Genomic DNA, 20,671 nt, shown 5'->3' on the forward strand with positions numbered 1-20,671 from the left:
CCGTGAACGAGCGGTCCGCGACGGTGCTGGTCGTGGACGACACGCCGACCAAGCTCTACATCCTGTCCAGCTGGCTCCGGCGTGCCGGGCACCGGGTCGTGGAGGCGACGGGCGGGCTGGAGGCGCTGGCGAAGGTCGGAGAGCTCCAGCCGGACCTGGTCGTCCTGGACGTCCGGCTGCCCGACATCAGCGGGTACGAGGTCTGCGAGCAGATCAAGGCGGATCCCGCCACGTCCTCGATCCCGGTGGTCCAGATCTCCGGGGCCGCGATCACCTCCGCGGACCGCGCCGAGGGGCTCGACCGGGGCGCGGACGCCTACCTCGCCGAGCCCGTGGAGCCGGACGAGTTCGCCGCCACCATCGAGGCCACCCTGCGCTACTACCGCGCGCGGCGGCGGGCGGAGCGGATGAGCGCGCGGATGGTGGCCCTCACCGAGGTCACCCTGGAGATGAACGCGGCCGGCAGCTTCGACGAGCTCCTGGTCGTGGCGGTCGAGGGCGCCTCGCGGATCCTCGGCCGGTACGCGGGCGTGCTCGCGCTCCCGCCGGACGGCCTCACCCGGCGGTACACCGCCAGGCCCCCGCAGGGCGCCGCCACGGCCAAGGCCGCCTCACCGGACTCCCTGACCGCGCTGGCCGCGATGGCGCTGGGCAACACCGCGGGAACGGAGATGTTCACGCTCTCGGAGGACGGCTGGCGGAAGGTGATGCCCGACTCCGAGGCGGAAGGGGGCGTCTCCGCGGTCGCCTGCCGGACCAAGGCCGGCCGGCCGGTCGTGTGCATCGGCGTCGAGGCGCACCCGTCCCTCGACACGGACGAGCTCACCATCCTGCGCCAGCTCGGCCAGGCCCTCGCCCTGGCCGTGGACGCCCTGGGCGCCTACCTCGAAGAGCACACGATCGCGCTCACCCTGCAGCGCAGCCTCCTTCCTCCCCGGATCCCCCGGGTCCCGGGACTGGAGATCAGCTGGCGCTACCAGCCGGCCGTGGACAACGTCGAGGTCGGCGGGGACTTCTACGAGGTCCTGCAGCTGGGCGAGCGGGTCCTCATCGGCATCGGCGACGTGCAGGGACACTCCCTGCACGCCGCGACCGTGATGGCCGAGCTCCGTCACGCGCTGCGCGCGTCGCTCCTGGGCACGGTGGACCTGGGGGCCTCGATGTCGCTCCTCAACGACGTGCTGCGGCGCTACCACCCCGGGATGACCGCCACGGTCTGCCTGATCCTGCTCGACCCGGAGACCGGTGAGGCGGAGCTCGCCAACGCCGGGCACATCCCGCCGATCTTCATGGAGGCCGGCGAAGACGCCCGCTACCACCGGCTCGGCAACCTCCTGCTGGGCGTGAGCGAGGCGGACTACCGGGTGGACCGGCTGACGATCCCCGAGGGGGGATCGGTGCTGATGTTCACCGACGGCCTCATCGAGGACCGCTACACGCCCCTGAACCGGAGCCTGGAGATCACCCGGGATCTGGCCGAGACGGTGGACGACGACCTGGAGGTCTTCTGCGACCGCCTGATCGGGCACTTCGGCGCGCGCGAGGACGACGTGGCGCTCGTGGTCTTCCGCCGGATCAAGGAGCACTGCGCCCCGGACGCCTGAGCCGCCAACGCCCGGGCCTCCGGAACCGGAAAAGGCCCTGGGACCCGGAAAGGCCGCGGGAACCGGAAAGGCTGCGGGAACCGGAAAGGCTGCGGGAACCGGAAAGGCCGCCGGCCTCCCCTGCGGGAGGTCCGGCGGCCTTTCTCCGTCGATCGGGCGCGCGGCCCGCGGGTCAGACGGTCTCGACCGGCTTGGCGACCCGCTCCAGCTCCGCGTAGAGGCCCGCCCGGACCCTGGCGTGCAGGACCGTGCCGTCCCCGGTGTGCTCGACGCCGAGGACCTCGCCCTCCTGGTGGGCCCGGGAGACGAGATCGCCGCGGTCGTACGGCACCAGCACCCTGACCTCCCGGTCGAAGCGCGGCAGCTCCCGCTCGATCACGGCGCGCAGCTCGTCGATCCCGGCCCCGGTGCGGGCCGAGACGACCACGGAGTGCTTCTCCCGCGCGGTCAGCTGGGCCAGCACCACCGGGTCGGCGGCGTCGGCCTTGTTGACGACCACGATCTCGGGGATGTCGCGGGCGCCCTCGATGTCGGCGAAGACCTCCCGCACGGCGGCCAGCTGCGACTCCGGGTCGGGGTGCGAGCCGTCGACCACGTGCAGGATCAGGTCGGCGTCGCCGACCTCCTCCAGCGTGGAACGGAACGCCTCGACGAGCTGGTGCGGCAGGTGCCGGACGAATCCGACGGTGTCGGCCAGCGTGAACAGGCGGCCCTCGGGCGTGAAGGCCCGGCGGACGGTCGGGTCCAGCGTGGCGAAGAGGGCGTCCTCCACCAGCACTCCCGCGCCGGTCAGCCGGTTCAGCAGCGAGGACTTGCCCGCGTTGGTGTAACCGGCGATGGCCACGGCCGGGACCTCGCGCTCCGCGCGGCGGGCGCGCTTGGTCACCCGCGCGGTCGTCATCTCCGCGATCTGACGGCGCAGCTTGGCCATCCGCTCGCGGATCCGGCGCCGGTCCAGCTCGATCTTGGTCTCACCGGGACCGCGGCCGCCGATGCCGACGCCGCCCGCGGCCCGTCCGCCGACCTGGCGGGACAGGTTGCCGCCCCAGCCTCGCAGGCGCGGCAGCAGGTAGTTGAGCTGGGCCAGCTCGACCTGAGCCTTGCCCTCGCGGCTCTTGGCGTGCTGGGCGAAGATGTCGAGGATCAGCATGGTCCGGTCGATGACCTTGACCTTGACGACCTCCTCGAGCTGGCGCAGCTGGCCGGGGCTCAGCTCTCCGTCGCAGATCACGGTGTCGGCGCCGGTGGCGGCGACGATGTCGGACAGCTCCTGCGCCTTGCCGGAGCCGATGTAGGTCGCCGTGTCGGGCTGCTGACGGCGCTGGATCAGCCCCTCCAGCACCTGGGAACCGGCGGTCTCGGCGAGGAGCTTCAGCTCCAGGAGGGAGTTCTCGGCGTCGATCGCCGTACCGGAGGTCCAGACGCCGACGAGGACGACCCGCTCAAGCCGCAGCCGGCGGTATTCGACCTCGGTGACGTCCTCAAGCTCGGTGGAGAGCCCCGCCACCCGGCGGAGCGCCCGGCGCTCGGCCAGCTCCATCTCGCCGATCTCAGGCAGGTCGTCGAACTGGTCAAAGTCCAGCGGCTCACGAATGTCTATGTCGTCGCTCCGTTCAGAGTGTCGTTTCACAGGCGTCATCGTCTATAAGAACGCCTGGACGCCCCGGATGTCTTCCCACGATGGTGCCACGCGATGGTCGGCCCCTTCATCTGGTTATCTGTCAGCCGTGAGCGAATCCAGCAGGTCGCGGGCACGTTTTTCCCAGTGGGACAGGCCCAGGCGCCGGTGCGTCTCCACCGCCCGCCGGGCGTGCTCGACGGCCTGCCCGGCGCGGCCCAGCCGCGCGGCCAGCTCGGCGAGGACCAGGTGGCCCGAGCCCCACCCGCAGATGCCCATCCCGCCGATCACCAGCCGGTCCGCGTACGGCAGCAGCCTGCCGTACATCTCCTCCGGATCGGGGGTGCCGAGCCGGGCCGCCACGTGACCCCAGACGACCAGCATGAGGTCGGCCGTCCAGTCGTCACGCGCCTCGGCGCCCCAGCGCCCGATCAGCTCCCGGGCGAGGTCCGGGTCGCCGCAGTCCAGCGCGGCCAGGACGGCGACCGGGCGGAGCGGGACCATCCGCGGGTCCCGCGCGCGGGCCACGAGCCCGTCGAGGATCCCGGGGACCCGGCCCTGCTCGCGCGCGCAGGTGAACGCGGCGATCAGCCGGGGGAAGTCCGGGCTCCAGAGGCTGGATCCTTCCAGCAGGGAGGCGAAGCGGGCGGTCAGCGCCTCGGCGGCGGCCCAGTCCCCGTCGAGGATGCGGCGGGCGGTCTCGGCGATGCGGACCATGGCCTCCAGCTCCGGCCGGCCGGCCTCCTCCAGCAGGCGCTCGCAGCGGGCCAGGTCGCGGTCCCACTCGCCGAACTCCGCGAGCTCCGCCGCGCGGAGCAGGGAGGCCATCCGGAACACCCGGGCGATCAGCTCGGTGGCCCGGGGCAGGCCGGGCAGGGCCAGGATCTCCTCGGCGGCGGCCCGGCGCTCGGCCTCCCGCTCGGGCACCCAGGCCGCGATGAAGTAGTTGTTGAGCGTGGTCGCGGTCAGGACCGGGTCGCCGACCCGGCGGGCGAGCTCGACGCCCTCGCGTGCCAGGCGCTCCCCTTCCGTCCGGCGGGGGCCGTAGTACAGCTCGATGCCGAGCGTGCCGAGCAGCGCGGCGCGCTGGTGGTCCGGCAGGGGCCCGGCGAGCAGGTCCTCCAGGACGGCGACCATGCGCTCGTCCACGACCCCGTAGGGCCGCCAGTTCCAGACGCTCTGCCCGCCGAAGACGCTCACCGCGGCGATCAGGGCCTCGCGGTCCTCCGTCCGGAGGGCCAGCTCCACGGCCTTCTCCAGGTCGCGGCGGGCCCCCTCGGCGTCCCCCACGGTACGGCGGGCCCGCCCGAGCGAGGTCAGCACGGCGCAGCGGACGGAGGCGTCCGCGGCGGGCACCGCGGACAGGGCCAGCTCCCACAGGCTCACGGCCTCGTCGTGGGCGAGCTGGGCGGTGGCCCTCCCGGCGGCCTCCGAGGCGTACCTGACCGCCCTGTCCCGGCCGCCGACCCGGACCGCCTTGCCGAAGTGGTGCGCCAGGGCGGGGGCCCGGCAGGACTCGTCCACGAGGGGGAGCGTCTCCATCGCCTCCCCGACCCGCAGGTGCAGCCGGGCGGCCTCCAGCCGGCCGAGCCCGCCGTAGAGGGTGTCCCGGACGAGCGCGTGGGAGAAGCGGTAGTCCGCGCCGGACTCGACCAGCAGGCCGGTGGCCACCGCCGGCTCCAGCAGGGACACGACCCGCTCCTCGGGGGTCGCGGTGGCCGCGGCGAGCAGGTCCACGTCGATGTCGCGCCCGGCGACCGCGGCGACCCCGAGCAGGTCCTGGCTCTCCTCCGGCAGCCGGGCGACCCGGCGGCCGACGACGTCGCGGACGCCTGAGGGGACGCCCGAGAGGGCGGCGATCGGGCAGACGGCGGCGGGGAGCCCGGTGGGCGGGCCGCTCCCGTCCCGCGCGGGCGGTTCCCCGGCGGGACCGGCGGCCAGGCCGTTCTCGCTCTCCAGCAGGCGGAGCAGCTCCCCCAGATAGAACGGGTTCCCGCCGCTGCGCTCGTGGAACGCCCCGGCCAGGTCCGGATCGATCCGCCGCGTCCGCAGGTAGGCGGCCACCTCCTCGCCGGTGAACGGGCCCACCGCCATGCGCTCGGTGCGCGGCTCCCTGGCCAGCGCGCCGAGGGTGTCGCGGAGCTGCTCGGGGTGCTCGCCGGGTTCGGGGCGGAGGGTCGCGACGACGAGCACGGGGAGCCGTTCCAGCTCGCCGGCGGCGAAGGCGAGCAGCCGGAGCGAGGCGGCGTCGGCCCAGTGCAGGTCGTCGAGCACGACCAGCGACGGTCCCACCGCCGTCAGCGCGGCCAGGACCCGCTGGTACAGGTCGAACAACTGCATGTCCGGACATTCCACGGAATCACCGGCGAGGAGGCGAACGGCGTCGGCGGCCTCCGGCCCCGCGTCCCGCAGCGCCTGCGTCCACGGCCAGAACGGCGGGGCCGTGGCGGTGTCGAGGCACCGCCCCCACAGCACCGTCATCCCCCGGGTCTCCGCCTCCGCGGCCGCCGCCCGGGCGAGCCGGGTCTTGCCGATGCCCGCCTCGCCCTCGACCAGCAGCACCCCGCCCTGCCCCCGCCGGACCCCGGCCACCAGCGCGCCGATCCGCGCGAGCTGCCGTTCCCTGCCGACGAGCGCCTCCCCTGTCCCCGGGGCCGGACGGGAGGGGAAGGACGCGGCCGCGCCCGTGAAGCCCGCGGAGCCCGTGACGTTGACGGAACCCACGGAACCCGCGGAGCCCACGAAGTTCGCTGAGCTTGAGGAGTTCGCTGAGCTTGAGGAGTTCGCTGAGCTTGAGGAGCTCGCGGAACCCGGGAACGCGGTCCCGAGCTCCGCGAGCTCCGCGAGCTCCACCGGAGCGGGAGCCGCACCGGCGGGCCCGCGGCCGGGAACCGGCCCGGCCAGCCCGGGATCCTGGCCGAGCACCGCCTGCTCCAGGCGGCGCAGCTCCGGGCCCGGATCCAGGCCGAGCTCCGCGGCGAGCATCTCGCGGGCCCTCCGCAGGGCGGCCAGCGCGTCGGCCTGGCGGCCGGAGCGGTACAGCGCCAGCGCGAGCAGCCCCTGGAGGCGTTCCCGGTAGGGGTGGGCCTCGACGAGCCGCTCCAGGTCGGCGACGCACGTCCCGCTCTCCCCCAGGGCCAGCCGCGCCTCGAACCTGTCCTCCTCGGCCGTGACGCGCAGCTCGGCGAGCCTGGCGAGGGCGGGCGCGGCGAACTCCTGGTCGGCGAACTCCACCAGGGGATCGCCCCGCCAGGCCGCCATGGCCCGGTCGAGGGTGCGCACCGCCTGGCCGTGCTCCCCGCGCACCAGGGCACGGCGCCCCTCCTCCGCCCAGGCCCCGAAGCGGAACAGGTCCACCTGTCCCGGGGCGACCGCGAGCAGGTAGCCGGGCTCGCGCGTGAGCAGGACGCGGGACGGGGCACGGGGCGGCCGGTCGGGTTCCAGCGCCCTGCGGAGGTGGGAGACGTACGCCTGGAGCGTCCCCGTCGCGCTGGAGGGCGCCTCTCCCGCCCACAGCTCGTCGATCAGCCGGTCGAGCGAGACCACCCGGCCGGGTTCGAGGGCCAGCATCGCCAGGACCGCCCGCTGCTTGCGGGTGCCCAGCTCGACCGCCCGCCCCTCGGCGTCCACGACCTCCACCGGGCCGAACAGCCGGATCTCCATCTCACCCCAAGTCGCGGACAAACCAACCTCAAACCCTCCACAAACGACCTCGGGCAGTATCGGTGCCAACGAAGACACGGGGAGGAAGAACGTGAGCAAGGACAGCATGAATATAGGCAGCGAGCTGCGCCGGACGGTACGCGGCCGGGTCCTCGTCCCCGGGGACGAGGGCTTCGACGAGGCCCGGACGCCGTGGAACCTGGCCGTCGGGCAGAACGTCCTGGCCGTGGTGGAGGCGCAGGACGCCGACGACGTGGCCGCCGTGATCGGATACGCCGGCCTCGCCGGGATCGGCGTCAGCACCCAGCCGAGCGGCCACGGCGCGAGCGGGGACACGGACGGGACGATCCTGCTGCGCACCGGGCGGCTGCGCGGGCTGGAGGTCCGGCCGGGTGAGCGGCTGGCCCGGGTGGGCGCGGGCGTCTCCTGGGGCGAGGTGCTCGCCGAGGCGAGCGGTCACGGCCTCATCGGCCTCGCGGGCAGCTCACCCGCGCCGAGCGTGGTCGGATACACCCTCGGCGGCGGGCTGAGCTGGTTCGGCAGGAAGTACGGCTTCGCCGCCGACAGCGTGCGCTCCTTCGACGTGGTGACCGCCGATGGGACGCGGGCCCGGGTGGACGCGGGTTCCGATCCCGAGCTGTTCTGGGCGCTGCGCGGCGGCGGCGGGGACTTCGCGGTGGTCACCGCGATGGAGTTCGCCCTGTACGCGGAGCCGCGCCTGTACGGCGGGCGGATGGTGTGGCCCGCCGGGCGCGCCGCGGAGGTCCTGGCCGCCTACCGCGAGGTCACGGCCGAGGCCCCGGAGGAACTGACCGTGTGGTTCTCGCTCGCGCAGTTCCCGCCGTTCCCCCATGTGCCGGAGCCGCTGCGCGGCCTGTCCGCGGTGGTCGTGGACGTCACCCATCTCGGCGACCCCGCCGAGGGGCAGGCGCTGCTGCGCCGGTTCGAGAAGATCGACGGCCGGGTCCTCGACACCCGGGGGCCGCTGCCGGTGTCCGAGCTGGGGAACATCTGCGCCGAGCCCACCGACCCGGGACCCGGGATGTTCCGCGGCGAGCTGCTGACCCGGTTCGACGACACGGTGGCCGCGACGGTCCTGGACGAGATCGCGGGCTCCGGCACTGTGGCCCCGCTGGTCGCGGCGCAGCTGCGCCACCTGGGCGGGGCGCTGGCCCGGCCCGTCGCCGGGGGCGGCGCCTGCGGACGCATCGAGGAGGAGTTCCTGCTCGGCATGCTGGGCGTGCCGTTCACCCCCGAGGTCGGGGCGGCCATCGGGGAGCGGCACCGGGCGGTCTCCGCGGCGCTGGTGCCGTACACCAGCGGGCGCAAGCCGTTCACCAACCTCGGCGCGGGCGAGAAGGCCGCGAACGCCTTCCCCGGCGACGTGCTGGCCCGGTTGCGGGACGTCAAGCGCCACCGGGACCCGCGCGGCGTGCTGCGCAGCAACTACCCCGTGCTGGCCGGCTGAGCCTCCGGCCCGTAGGTCCGAGAAGTCTGCGCCCGCGGACCTGAGAAGCCCGCGGGTCCGAGAAATCCGCGCCCGCGGACCTTCGCCCGCGCCGGGAGACCCCGGGAATCCGCTCAGGGGACCCTCAGGGGATCCCCGGGGTCCGCGCGGCGATCAGGAGGGCAGGACCTTCGCGTCCCCGGAACCGGTCGAGACCTGGACGGTCCGGGACGCGGACGGGTCGTTGGTGACCCCGACGGTCTCGTCCCCGCTGCCGGTCTCGGCGGTCACCCGGTAGGTCTCGCGCGGCAGCCGTACCGTGGCGTCGCCCGAGCCGGTCTCGACCTGGACGTCGTCCGGCACCGCGGTGAACTTCGCCTCGACGTTCCCCGACCCGGTGTCGGCGAGGAACCGCTTGCCGGTCAGGGTGCTGCCCTCGATGTCGCCGGAGCCGGTGCCCGCGTCCACCTCCCCGCTGAGCGAGCGCAGCGTGATGTCCCCCGAGCCGGTGTCCGCCTTGACCGACATCCCCTTGGGGATCTCGACCTTGTAGTCGACGCTGCAGGCCATCGAGTCGAGACCGTCCGGGCACTTGTACGTCAGCGTGAGGGTGTCACCGCTCACGACGTGCTCGGTCTTCGGCTTGTCCTTCCGCCAGTGGATCGTCTCGGTGACCTTGATCCCCGTCCGGCCGGACTCGTTCACCACGATGTCCCCGGACCCGCTGTCCACGACGAGCTTCAGCACCTTCTCGGGCACGTCGTAGGAGGCCACCTCCTGCTCGCTCGGGCCGAACCCGTCGAACTGACAGGCGGAGAGCACCATGACCGAGCCCACGACGGCCCCCGCGGCAAGCAGCTTCTTCTTCATCGGCTCAATCCTCAGCTCCCGGGAAGCTCGCCGCCTCCCTCATCCGACCGGTTCCCGCGCCCCCTCGGAAGGGGGTGACCCCACTATGGCCGTCCGGCGCGGCGCGCCCCATCCGGGAAGCCCCCCGAATCGGCCCTGAGGGGGACCTGAGGGAGCCCCAAGGAGGACCCTGCCTTTGACCGGCAAGTGACCGTCCAGTAGCGTCTATTCCACAATCCAGAAGAGATTTTCCATCATGTGGAAAATAGGAAAGGGAGCCCATGGACGGCGTTGAGATCACCGGCACCTCCCAGGACCGGTTCGACGAGATCCTCACGCCGGAGGCGCTGGCCTTCGTGGCCGCCCTCCAGCGCGAGTTCGGCGCCCGGCGCCTCGAACTGCTCCAGGCCCGCCAGGACCGGCAGACGGAGCTCTCGGCCGGCGGCACCCTGGACTTCCTTCCCGAGACCAAGCACGTGCGCGAGTCCGAGTGGCGGGTCGCCCCTCCCGCGCCCGGTCTGGTGGACCGCCGCGTGGAGATCACCGGCCCGGTCGACCGGAAGATGACGATCAACGCCCTCAACTCCGGGGCCAAGGTCTGGCTGGCCGACTTCGAGGACGCCAACGCCCCCACCTGGGAGAACACCGTCAACGGCCAGCTCAACCTGCGGGACGCGCTGGACCGGGCCATCGACTTCGAGACCGGCGGCAAGAGCTACACCCTCAAGCCCGACGAGGAGCTGGCCACCGTCGTGGTCCGCCCGCGCGGCTGGCACCTGGAGGAGAAGCACCTCGTCCTCGACGGCGCCCCGATGTCCGGCTCCCTCGTCGACTTCGGCCTCTACTTCTTCCACTGCGCCGCCCGGCAGATCGCCAAGGGCAAGGGCCCCTACTTCTACCTGCCGAAGATGGAGTCGCACCTGGAGGCGCGCCTCTGGAACGACGTCTTCGTCCGGGCCCAGGACCTGCTCGGCATCCCGCAGGGCACCATCCGCGCGACCGTGCTGATCGAGACCTACCCGGCCGCGTTCGAGATGGAGGAGATCCTCTACGAGCTCCGCGACCACTCGGCCGGGCTCAACGCGGGCCGCTGGGACTACCTGTTCAGCGTCATCAAGAAGTTCCGCACCCGCGGCAAGGAGTTCCTGCTCCCCGAGCGGAACGCGGTGACCATGACCGCGCCGTTCATGCGCGCCTACACCGAGCTGCTGGTGCGCACCTGCCACAAGCGCGGCGCGCACGCCATCGGCGGCATGGCGGCGTTCATCCCCTCCCGCCGCGACGCCGAGGTCAACAAGATCGCCATGGAGAAGGTCCGCGCCGACAAGACCCGCGAGTCCGGCGACGGCTTCGACGGCTCCTGGGTGGCCCACCCCGACCTGGTCCCGATCTGCCGCGAGATCTTCGACGGTGTGCTCGGCGACCGGCCCAACCAGCTCGACCGGCTCCGCGAGGACGTCTCCGTCTCCGCCGCCGACCTGCTCGCGGTCTCCGAGACCCCCGGCGACATCACCGAGGCCGGCCTGCGCAACAACGTGGACGTGGCGCTGCGCTACCTTGCCGCCTGGATGGGCGGGCTGGGCGCGGTGGCGATCCACAACCTGATGGAGGACGCCGCCACCGCCGAGATCTCCCGCTCCCAGATCTGGCAGTGGATCCACAACGGCATCGAGCTGGCCGACACCGGCGCGGTCGTCACCGAGGAGCTCGTCGAGCGGATCATCGACGAGGAGCTCGCCAAGATCAAGGCCGAGCCCGGCTACGACGAGGCCCTCTACGCCCAGGCCACCGCCCTGTTCAAGGAGGTCGCCCTGGACGACGACTTCGCCGAGTTCCTCACCCTGCCCGCCTACGCGCGCATGCCGTGACGACATGAGGAGGCCGGGGGTGGAGGATCGTCCTCCGACGAGGAGGATTTCCATCCCCGGCACCATTCGGGCACGGAGAGTAGTTAGACGCATCCGATACGTTCCGTCCATAAACGATTACACAAACGGCAAAGACATCCACCCCGACGAGTACGCCACGCTCCTGGCGGACATCAAGCGGGAGATCACCACAAGCAGGATCCGGGCCGTACTGGCGGCCAACGCCGAGCTGATCCAGCAGTACTGGCGGATCGGCCGCCATATCCTCGACCTGCAGGCCGACGGATGGGGCAGGAAGGTCATCCCGCGGCTGTCGGCCGATCTCCGTACCGCGTTTCCCGAGGCCAGGGGCTACTCCCGGACCAATCTCCTCTACATGAGGGCCTTCGCCGCGGCCTGGCCGGAATTTGTCCGACAGCCTGTTGGACAAATTCCGTGGGGCCGCATCATCATCCTTCTCGACATGCTGGACGAGCGCGGTCGGCACCCACACCGCGCCGCCTCCTCGCGTCCGGGCGGCCCTGCCGAGCGCGGAGGAACTGGCAGGTGCCATCACTCCGGTACTCAACAGGAACGCGGCTCCGGAGGACGATGTCCTGGATGAACCGATCGATTCTGGAATCGGCGACACGACCGCGCCTCCGCGTGTGCTTGAGGAGGATCCACATTGACCGAGACGCTCGATGAGCTGGCCCGGGGGTTGGCGGGGGTGCTGCCGCCGGGGGCGGTGATCACTGATCCGGTGCGGCTGCGCACCTACGAGTGCGACGGCCTCACCCACCACCGGGCCGTGCCCGGGGTCGTCGTGCTGCCGGAGAGCGCCGAGCAGATCGCCGCCGTCGTGGAACTCTGCAACGAGTACGGCGTGCCGTTCGTGGCGCGCGGCGCCGGGACCGGGCTGTCCGGCGGGGCGCTGCCGCGCACCGACGGGGTGCTGGTGGTGACCGCGAAGATGCGGCGGATCCTGGAGATCGACCTGGTGAACCGGCGGGCCGTGGTGGAGCCGGGGGTGACCAACCTGGCGATCACCGAGGCGGTCCGCGAGCACGGCTACTACTACGCGCCCGACCCCTCCAGCCAGCAGGTCTGCACGATCGGCGGGAACGTCGCGGAGAACTCCGGCGGCGCGCACTGCCTGAAGTACGGCTTCACGGTCAACCACGTGCTCGCCCTGGAGATCGTCACCCCCGACGGCGACATCGTCACGCTCGACGCCGACGACCCCGGCTACGACCTGCTGGGCGCGTTCGTCGGCTCGGAGGGCACCCTCGGGATCACCACCAAGGTCACCGTACGGCTCTCGCGGGCGCCGGAGACCGTGACGACGCTGCTGGCGGCGTTCGAGAGCATCGAGCAGGGCGGGCAGGCCGTCTCGGCGATCATCGGCGGGGGCATCGTCCCGGCGGCGATCGAGATGATGGACGCCCTGGCGATCGCGGCGGCCGAGGCGGCGGTGGCCTGCGACTATCCGGCGGGCGCGGGGGCGGTGCTCGTCGTGGAGCTGGACGGACCGGCCGCCGAGGTGGCGCACCAGTTCGCCGAGGTGGAGCGGATCTGCCGGGACAGCGGCGCGTTCGAGCTGCGGATCGCGGCCGGGCCCGAGGAGCGGGCGGCGATCTGGAAGGGCCGCAAGTCGGCGTTCGCGGCGGTCGGCCGGATCAGCCCGGCCTACATCGTGCAGGACGGGGTGGTCCCGCGGACCGCGCTGCCGGAGGTGCTGGCGAGCATCGACCGCCTCTCGGCCGAGTACGGCATCCGGGTCGCCAACGTCTTCCACGCCGGGGACGGGAACCTGCATCCGCTGGTGCTGTTCGACGACGCCGAGCCGGGCGCGGAGGAGCGGGCCGAGCTAGTCTCCGGGCGGATCCTCGACCTGTGCGTCGAGCACGGTGGATCCATCACGGGAGAGCACGGCGTTGGTGTAGACAAGTCCCGATATATGCCGAAAATGTTTACCGACGACGATCTGGACACCATGCAACTGGTCCGCTGCGCCTTCGATCCCCGCGGCCTGTCCAACCCGGGCAAGGTCTTCCCCACCCCGCGCCTGTGCGGCGAGGTCCCGGGCGTGCGCAGGGGCGTGCACCCGCTGGTGGAGTCCGGCCGGGCGGAGCAGTTCTGATGGGCGCACCGCACGGCACCGGCACGAATGGAGCACCGCACGGCACCGGCGCGGATCGACCGCGGCACGCCCCCGGGGCGGATGGCGCGCCGCGCGGCACCGGCGCGTACGACGCCCTGCTCGCGACCGGCGTGACCGTCCGGGACGCCGGTCCCGGCGACGCCGTGGCCGGAGTCGCGCCCCGCTGGGTGGCGCTGCCCGAGAGCACCGAGGAGGTCGCGGCGCTGATGCGCGTCTCGGCCGGGCACGATCTCGCCGTGGTCCCGGTCGGCGGCGGCACCAGGCTGCACTGGGGACTCCAGCCCGAGCGCTGCGACCTGCTGGTCGACACCTGCTGCCTGAACGGGGTCCTGGAGCACGCCTCCGGCGATCTCGTGGTGCGGGTCCAGGCCGGTGTGACCATGGACGCCCTGGCCGAGGTCCTCGCCGCCCGGGACCAGGAGCTGGCCCTCGACGTCCCCGTCGCCGGCGCCACCGTCGGCGGCACGCTCGCCACCGCCGCGGCGGGCCCCCGCAGGCTCCGCTACGGCACCGCCCGCGACCTGCTGATCGGCATCACGGTCGTGCTCGCCGACGGCACGATCGCCCGCTCCGGCGGGAAGGTCGTCAAGAACGTCGCGGGATACGACCTCGGCAAGCTGTTCACCGGCTCGTACGGCACGCTCGGGATCATCACCGAGGCCGTCTTCCGCCTCCACCCGATCTCCCGGGCCCGCCACTGGGTCACCGCCGCGCTCCCCGCCGGGCCCTCCACGGGCCCCGGGGCCGTCGCCGCCGCGCTGGCCGCCTCGCAGGCCGAGCCGAGCGCGGTCGAGCTGGACTGGCCCGCGCCCTCCGGGACGTTCACGGTCGCGGCGCTGGTCGAGGGCACGGCGGCCGAGGGGCGGGCGGGCGCCGTACGGGATCTGCTCGCGGGCGCGGCCGAGACCGTGCCGGAGGTGACCGGCGGGGAGAAGCCGCCCGGGTGGTGGGGGGTCCCGCCGGGCGAGGACGTGCTGCTGGAGGTGCGGGTCCCGCCCTCGGGGGTGGACGGCGCGCTGCGGGCGATCGCCGCGCGCGGGCTGCCCGTCCGGGTGCGCGGCTCGCTGGCCTCGGCGGTCCTGCAGATCGCACCGGCGCCGGAGCTCGGCGGGCCGGAGCTCGCGGAACTCGCGGCGTTCGTCTCGGGAGTGCGCGACGACGTCGCCCCCCTCGGCGGCAGGCTCACCGTGCTCGCCGCCCCGCCGGGGCTCGCCCGTCTCGTGGACCCCTGGGGCCCGGTCGGGGCGCTGCCGCTGATGCGGCGGGTCAAGGAACGGTTCGACCCCGGCCGGAGGATGTCCCCCGGCCGGATGGCGGGAGGCGTCTGACCGTGGATCCCAAGCTGATCAACGACTGCGTGCACTGCGGGTTCTGCCTGCCCGCCTGCCCGACGTACGTGCTGTGGGGCGAGGAGATGGACTCCCCGCGCGGCCGCATCCACCTGATGAAGCAGCACGTCGAGGGCACCCCGGTGACGGACGGGATGGCCGGGCACTTCGACGCCTGCCTGGGCTGCATGGCGTGCGTGACGGCCTGCCCCTCGGGAGTGCGCTACGACAAGCTGATCGAGCGGACGCGTGCCGTGGTGGAGGAGGAGCACGTCCGCGAGCCCGCCGACCGGGCGCTGCGCGAACTGGTCTTCCAGCTGTTCCCCTATCCCCGGCGGCTGCGGGCGATGCGGGTGCCGCTCCGGCTCACCGCGGGGCTGCGGCGCAGGGTCGCGCCGCGGCTGGAGCGGGTCAACCCGTCCCTGGCGGCGATGGCCGACCTCGCGCCCGACCGGGTCGAGCGGGTACGGCTGCCGCGCCGGGTCGAGGCGATCGGCAGGCGCAGGGCCACCGTCGGGATGCTCACCGGGTGCGTGCAGGGCGAGTTCTTCCCCCAGGTCAACGCGGCCACGGCGCGGGTGCTCGCGATGGAGGGCTGCGAGGTGGTGATCCCGCCGTCGCAGGGCTGCTGCGGGGCGCTGTCGCTGCACTCCGGCCGCCCGGAGGAGGCCCGGCGGTTCGCCCGGCGGACGATCACGGCCTTCGACCGGGCGGGCGTCGACACGATCGTGGTCAACGCGGCCGGGTGCGGATCGACCATGAAGGAGTACGCCGACCTCCTCGACGGCGCGTGGGCCGAGCGGGCCCGGGAGATCCGCACCGTGGACCTGGCGGAATATCTCGTCGAGCTCGGCCCGGTGGCCAGGCGCCACCCGCTCCCGCTCACCGCGGCCTACCACGACGCCTGCCACCTGGCGCACGCGCAGGGCGTGCGGTCCCAGCCGCGGGAACTGCTGACCGCGATCCCCGATCTGGAGGTGAGGGAGATCGCCGAGTCGGCGATCTGCTGCGGCTCCGCCGGCACCTACAACCTGTTCCAGCCCGAGGCCGCCCGCGAGCTGGGCGACCGCAAGGCCGAGCGGGTCCTCGCCACCGGCGCCGACCTGCTGGTCTCGGCCAACCCCGGCTGCACCATGCAGATCGCCTCGGCGGTCCGCCGGTCCGGCGCGCCCCCGATCCCGGTCGCCCACACCGCGCAGGTCCTGGACGCCTCCCTGCGCGGCCTGGGGAGGGTCGCATGAGCACGGACCACCTCGGCGCCGATACCGGTCACGCGAACGGGGACCGCCCGGCCGCGCAGTCCCCGGCCGCCAAGGCGGTGAACACGGTGCAGTCCGTCGACCGGGCGCTCGACCTGCTGGAGGCGCTGGCCGGGCACGGCGGCGAGGCCGGCATCTCGGAGCTGGCCGCCGCGACGGGCCTGCCGTACGGGACGATCCACCGGCTGCTGCGCACGCTGCTCGACCGCGGGTACGTGCGCCAGGAGTCCGACCGGCGCTACGCGCTGGGCGGGGCGCTGGTACGGCTCGGCGGCATGGCCGAGCGGCTGGTCGGCGTGTGGGCGCAGCCGTACCTGAAGAAGATGGTGGAGCTGTCCGGCGAGACGGCGAACATGGCCGTGCTGGAGGGCGACTTCATCGTCTACGTCGCGCAGGCGCCCTCGCCCCGGCGGCTGCGGATGTTCGCCGAGGTGGGCCGGCGGGTGCTGCCGCACAGCACGGCCGTGGGCAAGGTCCTGCTGGCCGACCGGCCGGACGCCGAGGTGACCTCGCTGGTCGAGCGGACCGGGATGCCCCGGCGGACCGCCAACACGATCACCGACCTGTCCTCCATGCTCACCGAGCTGGAACGGGTGCGCGACCGCGGGTACGCGATGGACCTGGGCGAGGAGGAGCTGGGCGTGCACTGCCTGGCGGTGGGGGTCCGCGACGGCTCGCGGACGGTCGCGGCGATGTCGGTCTCCGGCCCGGCCGAGCGCATCGACGCGCTCGACCGGGAGGAACTGGCCGCGGGCATGCGGAGGATCGCCCGGGACTTCGGCGCCGAGCTGGGCGGCGGCCAGTGACCGCCGGTCCCGGAGACCGGGGCCGTGACCCGCGGGCTCCGAGGACGACCCGCGGGCGGTGGAGATCCGTCAGCGGCCCGGCGGGGTGATGTTGAGGTCGGCGCCCTGCGGGACCGGGACCACCGTGACCTGTCCCTTCTGGATGGCCTGCCAGAGGACGGCGCCGTCCTTGCCGAGGACCTTCACCAGATCCCTGATGGACTCGAGCTCGGTGCGGACCTTGGCGTTGCGCTGCGCCTGGGCGACGTTCTCCGCCTTGGCGGCCTGCTCGGCGGAGAGGGCGTCCACCAGCGTCCCGGGCGGCTCGGGCTTCTGGATGGTCAGGGAGATGTCGCCGCAGTCACCGCTGCCGGCGTAGTTCTGGCCGCAGAAGTAGCCGGCCCCGGCGGTCTCCTTGATGAACTGCCGTGCCAGCTCGCCGACCCGCGCCTCCCACGCCTGCTTGACCTGCGGGTCGTTGAACAGCCCGCGCCACTCGAACTCCTGCGAGGCCGCGTCGAGCGCCCGGTCCAGCGGGACCCGCATGTAGATGCCGAGCATCCGCCGCCATCCCTCGGACTCCCCCTCCTCGTAGTAGGCGCGGAACTTCAGCCCGATCTTCTCGTGGAACTGCTGGAGCGTCTTGCACTCGGTGTTGAGCGTGAAGGTCGCCACACCCGAGACCTTCATCTCCACGTTGTCCTTGCTGACGACCGTCAGCGGCTTGGACTCGGCGTCCTCGGCGCCCGAGAAGTCGAAGGTCCGCTGGCCGAACGGGTAGGAGTAGGCGGTGTCGCCGGGGCCGAGCAGGGTGGCGCCGCTGGAGGGGTTGACGCACCGCTCGAACTCGATCGGCTCGAAGACGCCGCCCGCGTAGTGAAGGATGATCTCGTCGGGCTGGGTGCTCACCCGGGAGCACGCGCTCAGCAGCACGCTGAACACCACCACCGCGCCGACGGCCAGCGCGAACCCTCTGACCAGCAGTTTCCTTCCTCCGGACCGCTGTTCGCCGCTTTTGGACCTCTGTGCGCTCATCGCCACCCCTTGATATCCGCTTTACCAAACGCGGATCTTAGAGGCTGTCCGCGGGACCGCGTCACGGCGAGGGTCACGGCCGGGGGCGGCGGTGAGGGGCGCGGTGAGGACGGCCGTACCGCGAGAAAGAAGATCTGCGGGAGACGTCCCTTGTAGCGTTACGGCATGGGCGGCGGGGAAGCGGGCCGGGCCGCGGACAGGGCCTCCGTCCAGTCCGTGGACCGGGCGATCGAGATCCTGGAGATCCTCGCCAGGCGCGGCCAGACCGGCGTCACCGAGCTGGCGCAGGCGCTCGGCGTGCACAAGTCGACCGCGTTCCGGCTGCTCGCCTCGCTGGAGCGGCGCGGGCTGGTGGAGCAGCGGGGCGAGCGGGGCGCCTACCGGCTCGGGTTCGGCGTCGTCCGGCTGGCCGGCGCCGCCACGGCCCAGCTCGACCTGGCCGGGGAGAGCCGGGAGATCTGCCGCCGGCTGGCGGCCGAACTCGGCGAGACCGTCAACATCGCGGTCCTGGAGGGCGGCCATGTGATCAACATCAGCCAGGTCCGGGGACCGGCCGCGATCACCGGCTACAACTGGGTCGGGCAGCGCACCCCGGTGCACGCCACCTCCAGCGGCAAGGTCCTCCTCGCCTACCGGGACTCCGCCGGCCATGCCCCCCAGGCCGCTCCCGCCGGCTCCCCCGGCCGCCTCGGCCACGCCGCCCCCGCCGATCCCGCGGGCCTGGCCGCGTACGGCCCGCTGGAGCGCTACACCCCCGACACCGTGGTCTCCCCCGCCCGGCTCGCGGCGGAGCTGGCGGAGATCAGGAAGCGCGGGTACGGCTTCACGACGGAGGAGCTGGAGGTCGGCCTGAACGCGGTGGCCGCGCCGATCCGGGGCCACGACGGCTCGGTGGTCGCCGCGGTGAGCGCCTCCGGCCCCTCCTACCGCCTCACCCCGGCCCGCATCCCCGAGGTCGGCGCGATCCTGTCCGCCGGGGCCGGGGAGATCAGCGAACGCATCGGCTTCTCCGGCCCGCTCTAGGCTGAGGGGGTGGAACGCAGGCGGGTCGAGGACGCGGCGCTGGCGGCCGGGGCGGTGCTGCTGGCGACCGTCGGGACATACGTGGCCGCGCAGGACGAGGTGCCGCCGTTCCGGGCGCTGGACGGGCGCGCCTACGTCCTGCTGGCCCTCTCGGGGCTCGTCCTGGCGGCGCGCTCGCGGTTTCCGTGGGCCGTCCTCGCCGCCACCCTGGCGGGCTGCTCGGCGCTGGTGGCGCTGAACTATCCGTACGGTCCCGTCTTCCTGACCCTGACCGTCTCCCTGTACACGGTGACCGCGCACCGGCCGGTGCCGCACGGCGCGGCGGCGTTCCTGCTGTCCGGAACCACCCTGTTCGCGGCGGACCTCGTCGCCGGGAGCGACGCGACCGGCCCGGGCAACCTGCTGGCCTGGTACGCCTCGATGCTCCTGCCGTACGGCATCGGCCTCGTCGTGCGGGCGAACCGGCGGGCGCTGCTGGCCACGGCCGAGGCGGAGGCGGCGCGGCGGGAACAGCAGGCGCAGCAGGAGCGGCTCGCCATCGCCCGGGAGATCCACGACGTGCTCGGCCACAGCCTCACATTGATCAACATGCGGGCGGGCGCCGCCCTGCACGCGGCCTCCCGCCGCCCCGGGCCGGACGGGGACGCCGCGGAGCCCCTGGAAGCCCTGGAGTCGATCAAGCAGATCAGCAGGGAGGCCCTGCGGGAGTTGCGGACCACCCTCGGCACGGTGCGCGAGCACGGCGCCCGGCCGGGCACGGACCGGCTGCCCGAGCTGGTCGCGTCGATGGGCGGCGCGGGGGTCGAGATCGAGCTGAACGTCGCCGGCGAGACCCCCGCCGCCGCCGGCCACGCGATCTACCGGATCGTCCAGGAGTCCCTGACCAACGTGCTGCGCCACTCCGGGGCCCGCCACGTCGTGGTGACCGTCGACCGCTCCACCGTCACCGTCACCGATGACGGCACCGCTCCCGCGGGCCCCGCGGGCAGCGGCATCGCCGGCATGCGCGCGCGGGCCGAGGCGCTGGGCGGCACGCTCACGGCGGGCCCCCGCGCGGGCGGCGGCTTCACGGTGGAGGCGCGGCTCCCGGACGCCCTCCCCGCCCGGTCCGCTCCCTAGGGCGTCGTCCTCGCGAGGGCCCGCCGGCGGTCACGGCGCCCGCCCCTCGGGTGACCAGGGCGCGCCGCCCGGCTCCGGGGAACCGCCGGGGGACGTGTTCCTCCTGGTCGCCTCGATCCCCTCCAGGAGGACGGCGAGGCCGGTCCCGAAGGTCTCCTCGGCGCCGCGCTCCAGGTAGGACGTGCCCTCGGCCCCGTCGTCGTACTGATCCGCCGTCTCCCTGCCGAGCCGCACCGACATCGGGAACCGTTCGGCGAAGTCGGGGGCGACCTTCTCCAGCATGCCCGCCCGGCTGACCCACCACTCCCGGTCGGACACGCCGGTCGCCGTCGCGGCCAGCCGGGACTCGGCTATCGTCTGCGCCATCCCGCGCACGAAGTGGAACAGGGCGCTGACGACGCTCCGGAGCGTCCTGGCCGGCAGCCCGGTCTCGTAGAGGATGCCCGTGAGCGCCTCCAGGACGGCCTGCTCGTTGGGGCCCAGCACGGGGCGCGCGTAGGAGACCTGCAGCACCCACGGGTGCCGCAGGTAGAACGCCCGCAGGTCCCCGGCCCAGGCCGTCACCGCGGCCCGCCACCCCCCGTCCGGGTCGTAGCGGGTGGGCAGCTCGGCGTGCACCCGGTCGTACATCAGGTCGAGGAGCTCTCCTTTGCCGGGCACGTAGGTGTACAGGGCCATGGAGGAACGGCCGAGCCGCTCGGCCACCGCCCGCATCGACAGCCCCTCCACAGGGCCCGCGTCGGCCACCGCGATCGCCGCCTCCACGATCGCGTCGACGCTCAGCCCCGGCCGGGGCCCCGGGGCCACCCGCGTGTCCCCGGCTCCCGGCGCGGCCCACAGCAGGGCCATCGACCGCTCCGGATCACCCTGTCCGCCGAAGATCCCCACAGAACTCCTTATGCCGTACGGTATTATCGTCCTTATCAATCT

The 20,671-nt window shown here is 73.4% G+C and carries 15 protein-coding genes; 10 read left to right on the plus strand and 5 right to left on the minus strand.

Features of this window, described 5'->3' with window-relative positions:
• The first annotated feature begins 2 nt into the window (after positions 1 to 2).
• Positions 3 to 1,604, plus strand: a complete 1,602-nt coding sequence (locus tag Plo01_RS19895) for a fused response regulator/phosphatase (RefSeq protein WP_239316683.1) — start codon at positions 3 to 5, stop codon at positions 1,602 to 1,604.
• Between the two features lie 172 nt (positions 1,605 to 1,776).
• Here Plo01_RS19895 and hflX read toward each other — a convergent pair whose 3' ends face one another.
• Positions 1,777 to 3,144, minus strand: a complete 1,368-nt coding sequence (hflX, locus tag Plo01_RS19900; RefSeq protein ID WP_239316707.1) for a GTPase HflX — start codon at positions 3,142 to 3,144, stop codon at positions 1,777 to 1,779.
• Positions 3,145 to 3,318: 174 nt separating this feature from the next.
• Positions 3,319 to 6,906 carry an ATP-binding protein gene (locus Plo01_RS19905; protein WP_203892145.1) on the minus strand — a complete coding sequence of 1,196 codons (3,588 nt, stop codon included), beginning with the start codon at positions 6,904 to 6,906 and terminating at the stop codon, positions 3,319 to 3,321.
• A gap of 70 nt (positions 6,907 to 6,976) precedes the next feature.
• On the opposite strand from Plo01_RS19905, the gene Plo01_RS19910 reads away from it, so the two are divergent.
• On the plus strand, positions 6,977 to 8,353 hold the full coding sequence (locus Plo01_RS19910; protein ID WP_307837388.1) for an FAD-binding oxidoreductase: 1,377 nt from the start codon (positions 6,977 to 6,979) through the stop codon (positions 8,351 to 8,353).
• Positions 8,354 to 8,506: 153 nt separating this feature from the next.
• On the opposite strand, the gene Plo01_RS19915 is transcribed toward Plo01_RS19910, so the two are convergent.
• Positions 8,507 to 9,202 (minus strand): DUF4097 family beta strand repeat-containing protein, encoded by a 696-nt coding sequence (locus Plo01_RS19915; protein WP_203892146.1) that lies wholly within the window; start codon positions 9,200 to 9,202, stop codon positions 8,507 to 8,509.
• A 260-nt stretch (positions 9,203 to 9,462) separates the two neighbouring features.
• On the opposite strand from Plo01_RS19915, the gene aceB reads away from it, so the two are divergent.
• The 6 genes from aceB to Plo01_RS19945 all read left to right on the plus strand — a co-directional run bounded on the left by aceB (position 9,463) and on the right by Plo01_RS19945 (position 16,585).
• A complete protein-coding gene (aceB, locus tag Plo01_RS19920) occupies positions 9,463 to 11,049 on the plus strand; it encodes a malate synthase A (protein ID WP_203892147.1) in 1,587 nt (528 codons plus the stop codon).
• Between the two features lie 19 nt (positions 11,050 to 11,068).
• Positions 11,069 to 11,653, plus strand: a complete 585-nt coding sequence (locus tag Plo01_RS19925; RefSeq protein ID WP_203892148.1) for a DUF1016 N-terminal domain-containing protein — start codon at positions 11,069 to 11,071, stop codon at positions 11,651 to 11,653.
• Between the two features lie 63 nt (positions 11,654 to 11,716).
• Positions 11,717 to 13,171: an FAD-linked oxidase C-terminal domain-containing protein gene (locus tag Plo01_RS19930; RefSeq protein ID WP_203892149.1), complete on the plus strand. Its 1,455-nt coding sequence runs from the start codon at positions 11,717 to 11,719 to the stop codon at positions 13,169 to 13,171.
• Complete coding sequence (locus tag Plo01_RS19935; RefSeq protein WP_203892150.1) at positions 13,171 to 14,520, plus strand: FAD-binding oxidoreductase; 1,350 nt, start codon at positions 13,171 to 13,173, stop codon at positions 14,518 to 14,520. Before Plo01_RS19930 ends, Plo01_RS19935 begins: the two co-directional genes overlap by 1 nt.
• A 2-nt stretch (positions 14,521 to 14,522) precedes the next feature.
• On the plus strand, positions 14,523 to 15,761 hold the full coding sequence (locus Plo01_RS19940; RefSeq protein ID WP_203892151.1) for a (Fe-S)-binding protein: 1,239 nt from the start codon (positions 14,523 to 14,525) through the stop codon (positions 15,759 to 15,761).
• Complete coding sequence (locus tag Plo01_RS19945; RefSeq protein ID WP_203892152.1) at positions 15,758 to 16,585, plus strand: IclR family transcriptional regulator; 828 nt, start codon at positions 15,758 to 15,760, stop codon at positions 16,583 to 16,585. The genes Plo01_RS19940 and Plo01_RS19945 overlap by 4 nt, the downstream gene beginning before the upstream one ends.
• 69 nt (positions 16,586 to 16,654) lie before the next feature.
• Here the strand turns inward: Plo01_RS19945 and Plo01_RS19950 are convergent, their stop codons facing one another.
• Positions 16,655 to 17,599 (minus strand): SPFH domain-containing protein, encoded by a 945-nt coding sequence (locus Plo01_RS19950; protein ID WP_203892153.1) that lies wholly within the window; start codon positions 17,597 to 17,599, stop codon positions 16,655 to 16,657.
• A 165-nt stretch (positions 17,600 to 17,764) separates the two neighbouring features.
• Here Plo01_RS19950 and Plo01_RS19955 point away from each other — a divergent pair, with 165 nt between their 5' ends.
• Positions 17,765 to 18,622: an IclR family transcriptional regulator gene (locus Plo01_RS19955; RefSeq protein WP_203892154.1), complete on the plus strand. Its 858-nt coding sequence runs from the start codon at positions 17,765 to 17,767 to the stop codon at positions 18,620 to 18,622.
• Between the two features lie 9 nt (positions 18,623 to 18,631).
• The gene (locus Plo01_RS19960; RefSeq protein WP_203892155.1) at positions 18,632 to 19,741 is read left to right on the plus strand and encodes a sensor histidine kinase; all 1,110 of its coding nucleotides are present in this window, start codon (positions 18,632 to 18,634) and stop codon (positions 19,739 to 19,741) included.
• Positions 19,742 to 19,771: 30 nt separating this feature from the next.
• On the opposite strand, the gene Plo01_RS19965 is transcribed toward Plo01_RS19960, so the two are convergent.
• On the minus strand, positions 19,772 to 20,629 hold the full coding sequence (locus tag Plo01_RS19965) for a TetR/AcrR family transcriptional regulator C-terminal domain-containing protein (RefSeq protein WP_203892156.1): 858 nt from the start codon (positions 20,627 to 20,629) through the stop codon (positions 19,772 to 19,774).
• Positions 20,630 to 20,671 lie beyond the last annotated feature (42 nt).

The organism is Planobispora longispora, from assembly GCF_016863135.1.
GTDB classification, from domain to species: Bacteria; Actinomycetota; Actinomycetes; order Streptosporangiales; family Streptosporangiaceae; genus Planobispora; species Planobispora longispora.

What these genes read in the sequence shown, in the direction of transcription:
- hflX (WP_239316707.1), bottom strand. Translation starts at nt 3,144, where the DNA reads ATGGAGCTGGCCGAGCGCCGGGCGCTCCGCCGGGTGGCGGGGCTCTCC.
- aceB (WP_203892147.1), top strand. Translation starts at nt 9,463, where the DNA reads ATGGACGGCGTTGAGATCACCGGCACCTCCCAGGACCGGTTCGACGAG.
- Plo01_RS19955 (WP_203892154.1), top strand. Translation starts at nt 17,765, where the DNA reads ATGGGCGGCGGGGAAGCGGGCCGGGCCGCGGACAGGGCCTCCGTCCAG.
- Plo01_RS19950 (WP_203892153.1), bottom strand. Translation starts at nt 17,599, where the DNA reads ATGAGCGCACAGAGGTCCAAAAGCGGCGAACAGCGGTCCGGAGGAAGG.
- Plo01_RS19945 (WP_203892152.1), top strand. Translation starts at nt 15,758, where the DNA reads ATGAGCACGGACCACCTCGGCGCCGATACCGGTCACGCGAACGGGGAC.
- Plo01_RS19935 (WP_203892150.1), top strand. Translation starts at nt 13,171, where the DNA reads ATGGGCGCACCGCACGGCACCGGCACGAATGGAGCACCGCACGGCACC.
- Plo01_RS19915 (WP_203892146.1), bottom strand. Translation starts at nt 9,202, where the DNA reads ATGAAGAAGAAGCTGCTTGCCGCGGGGGCCGTCGTGGGCTCGGTCATG.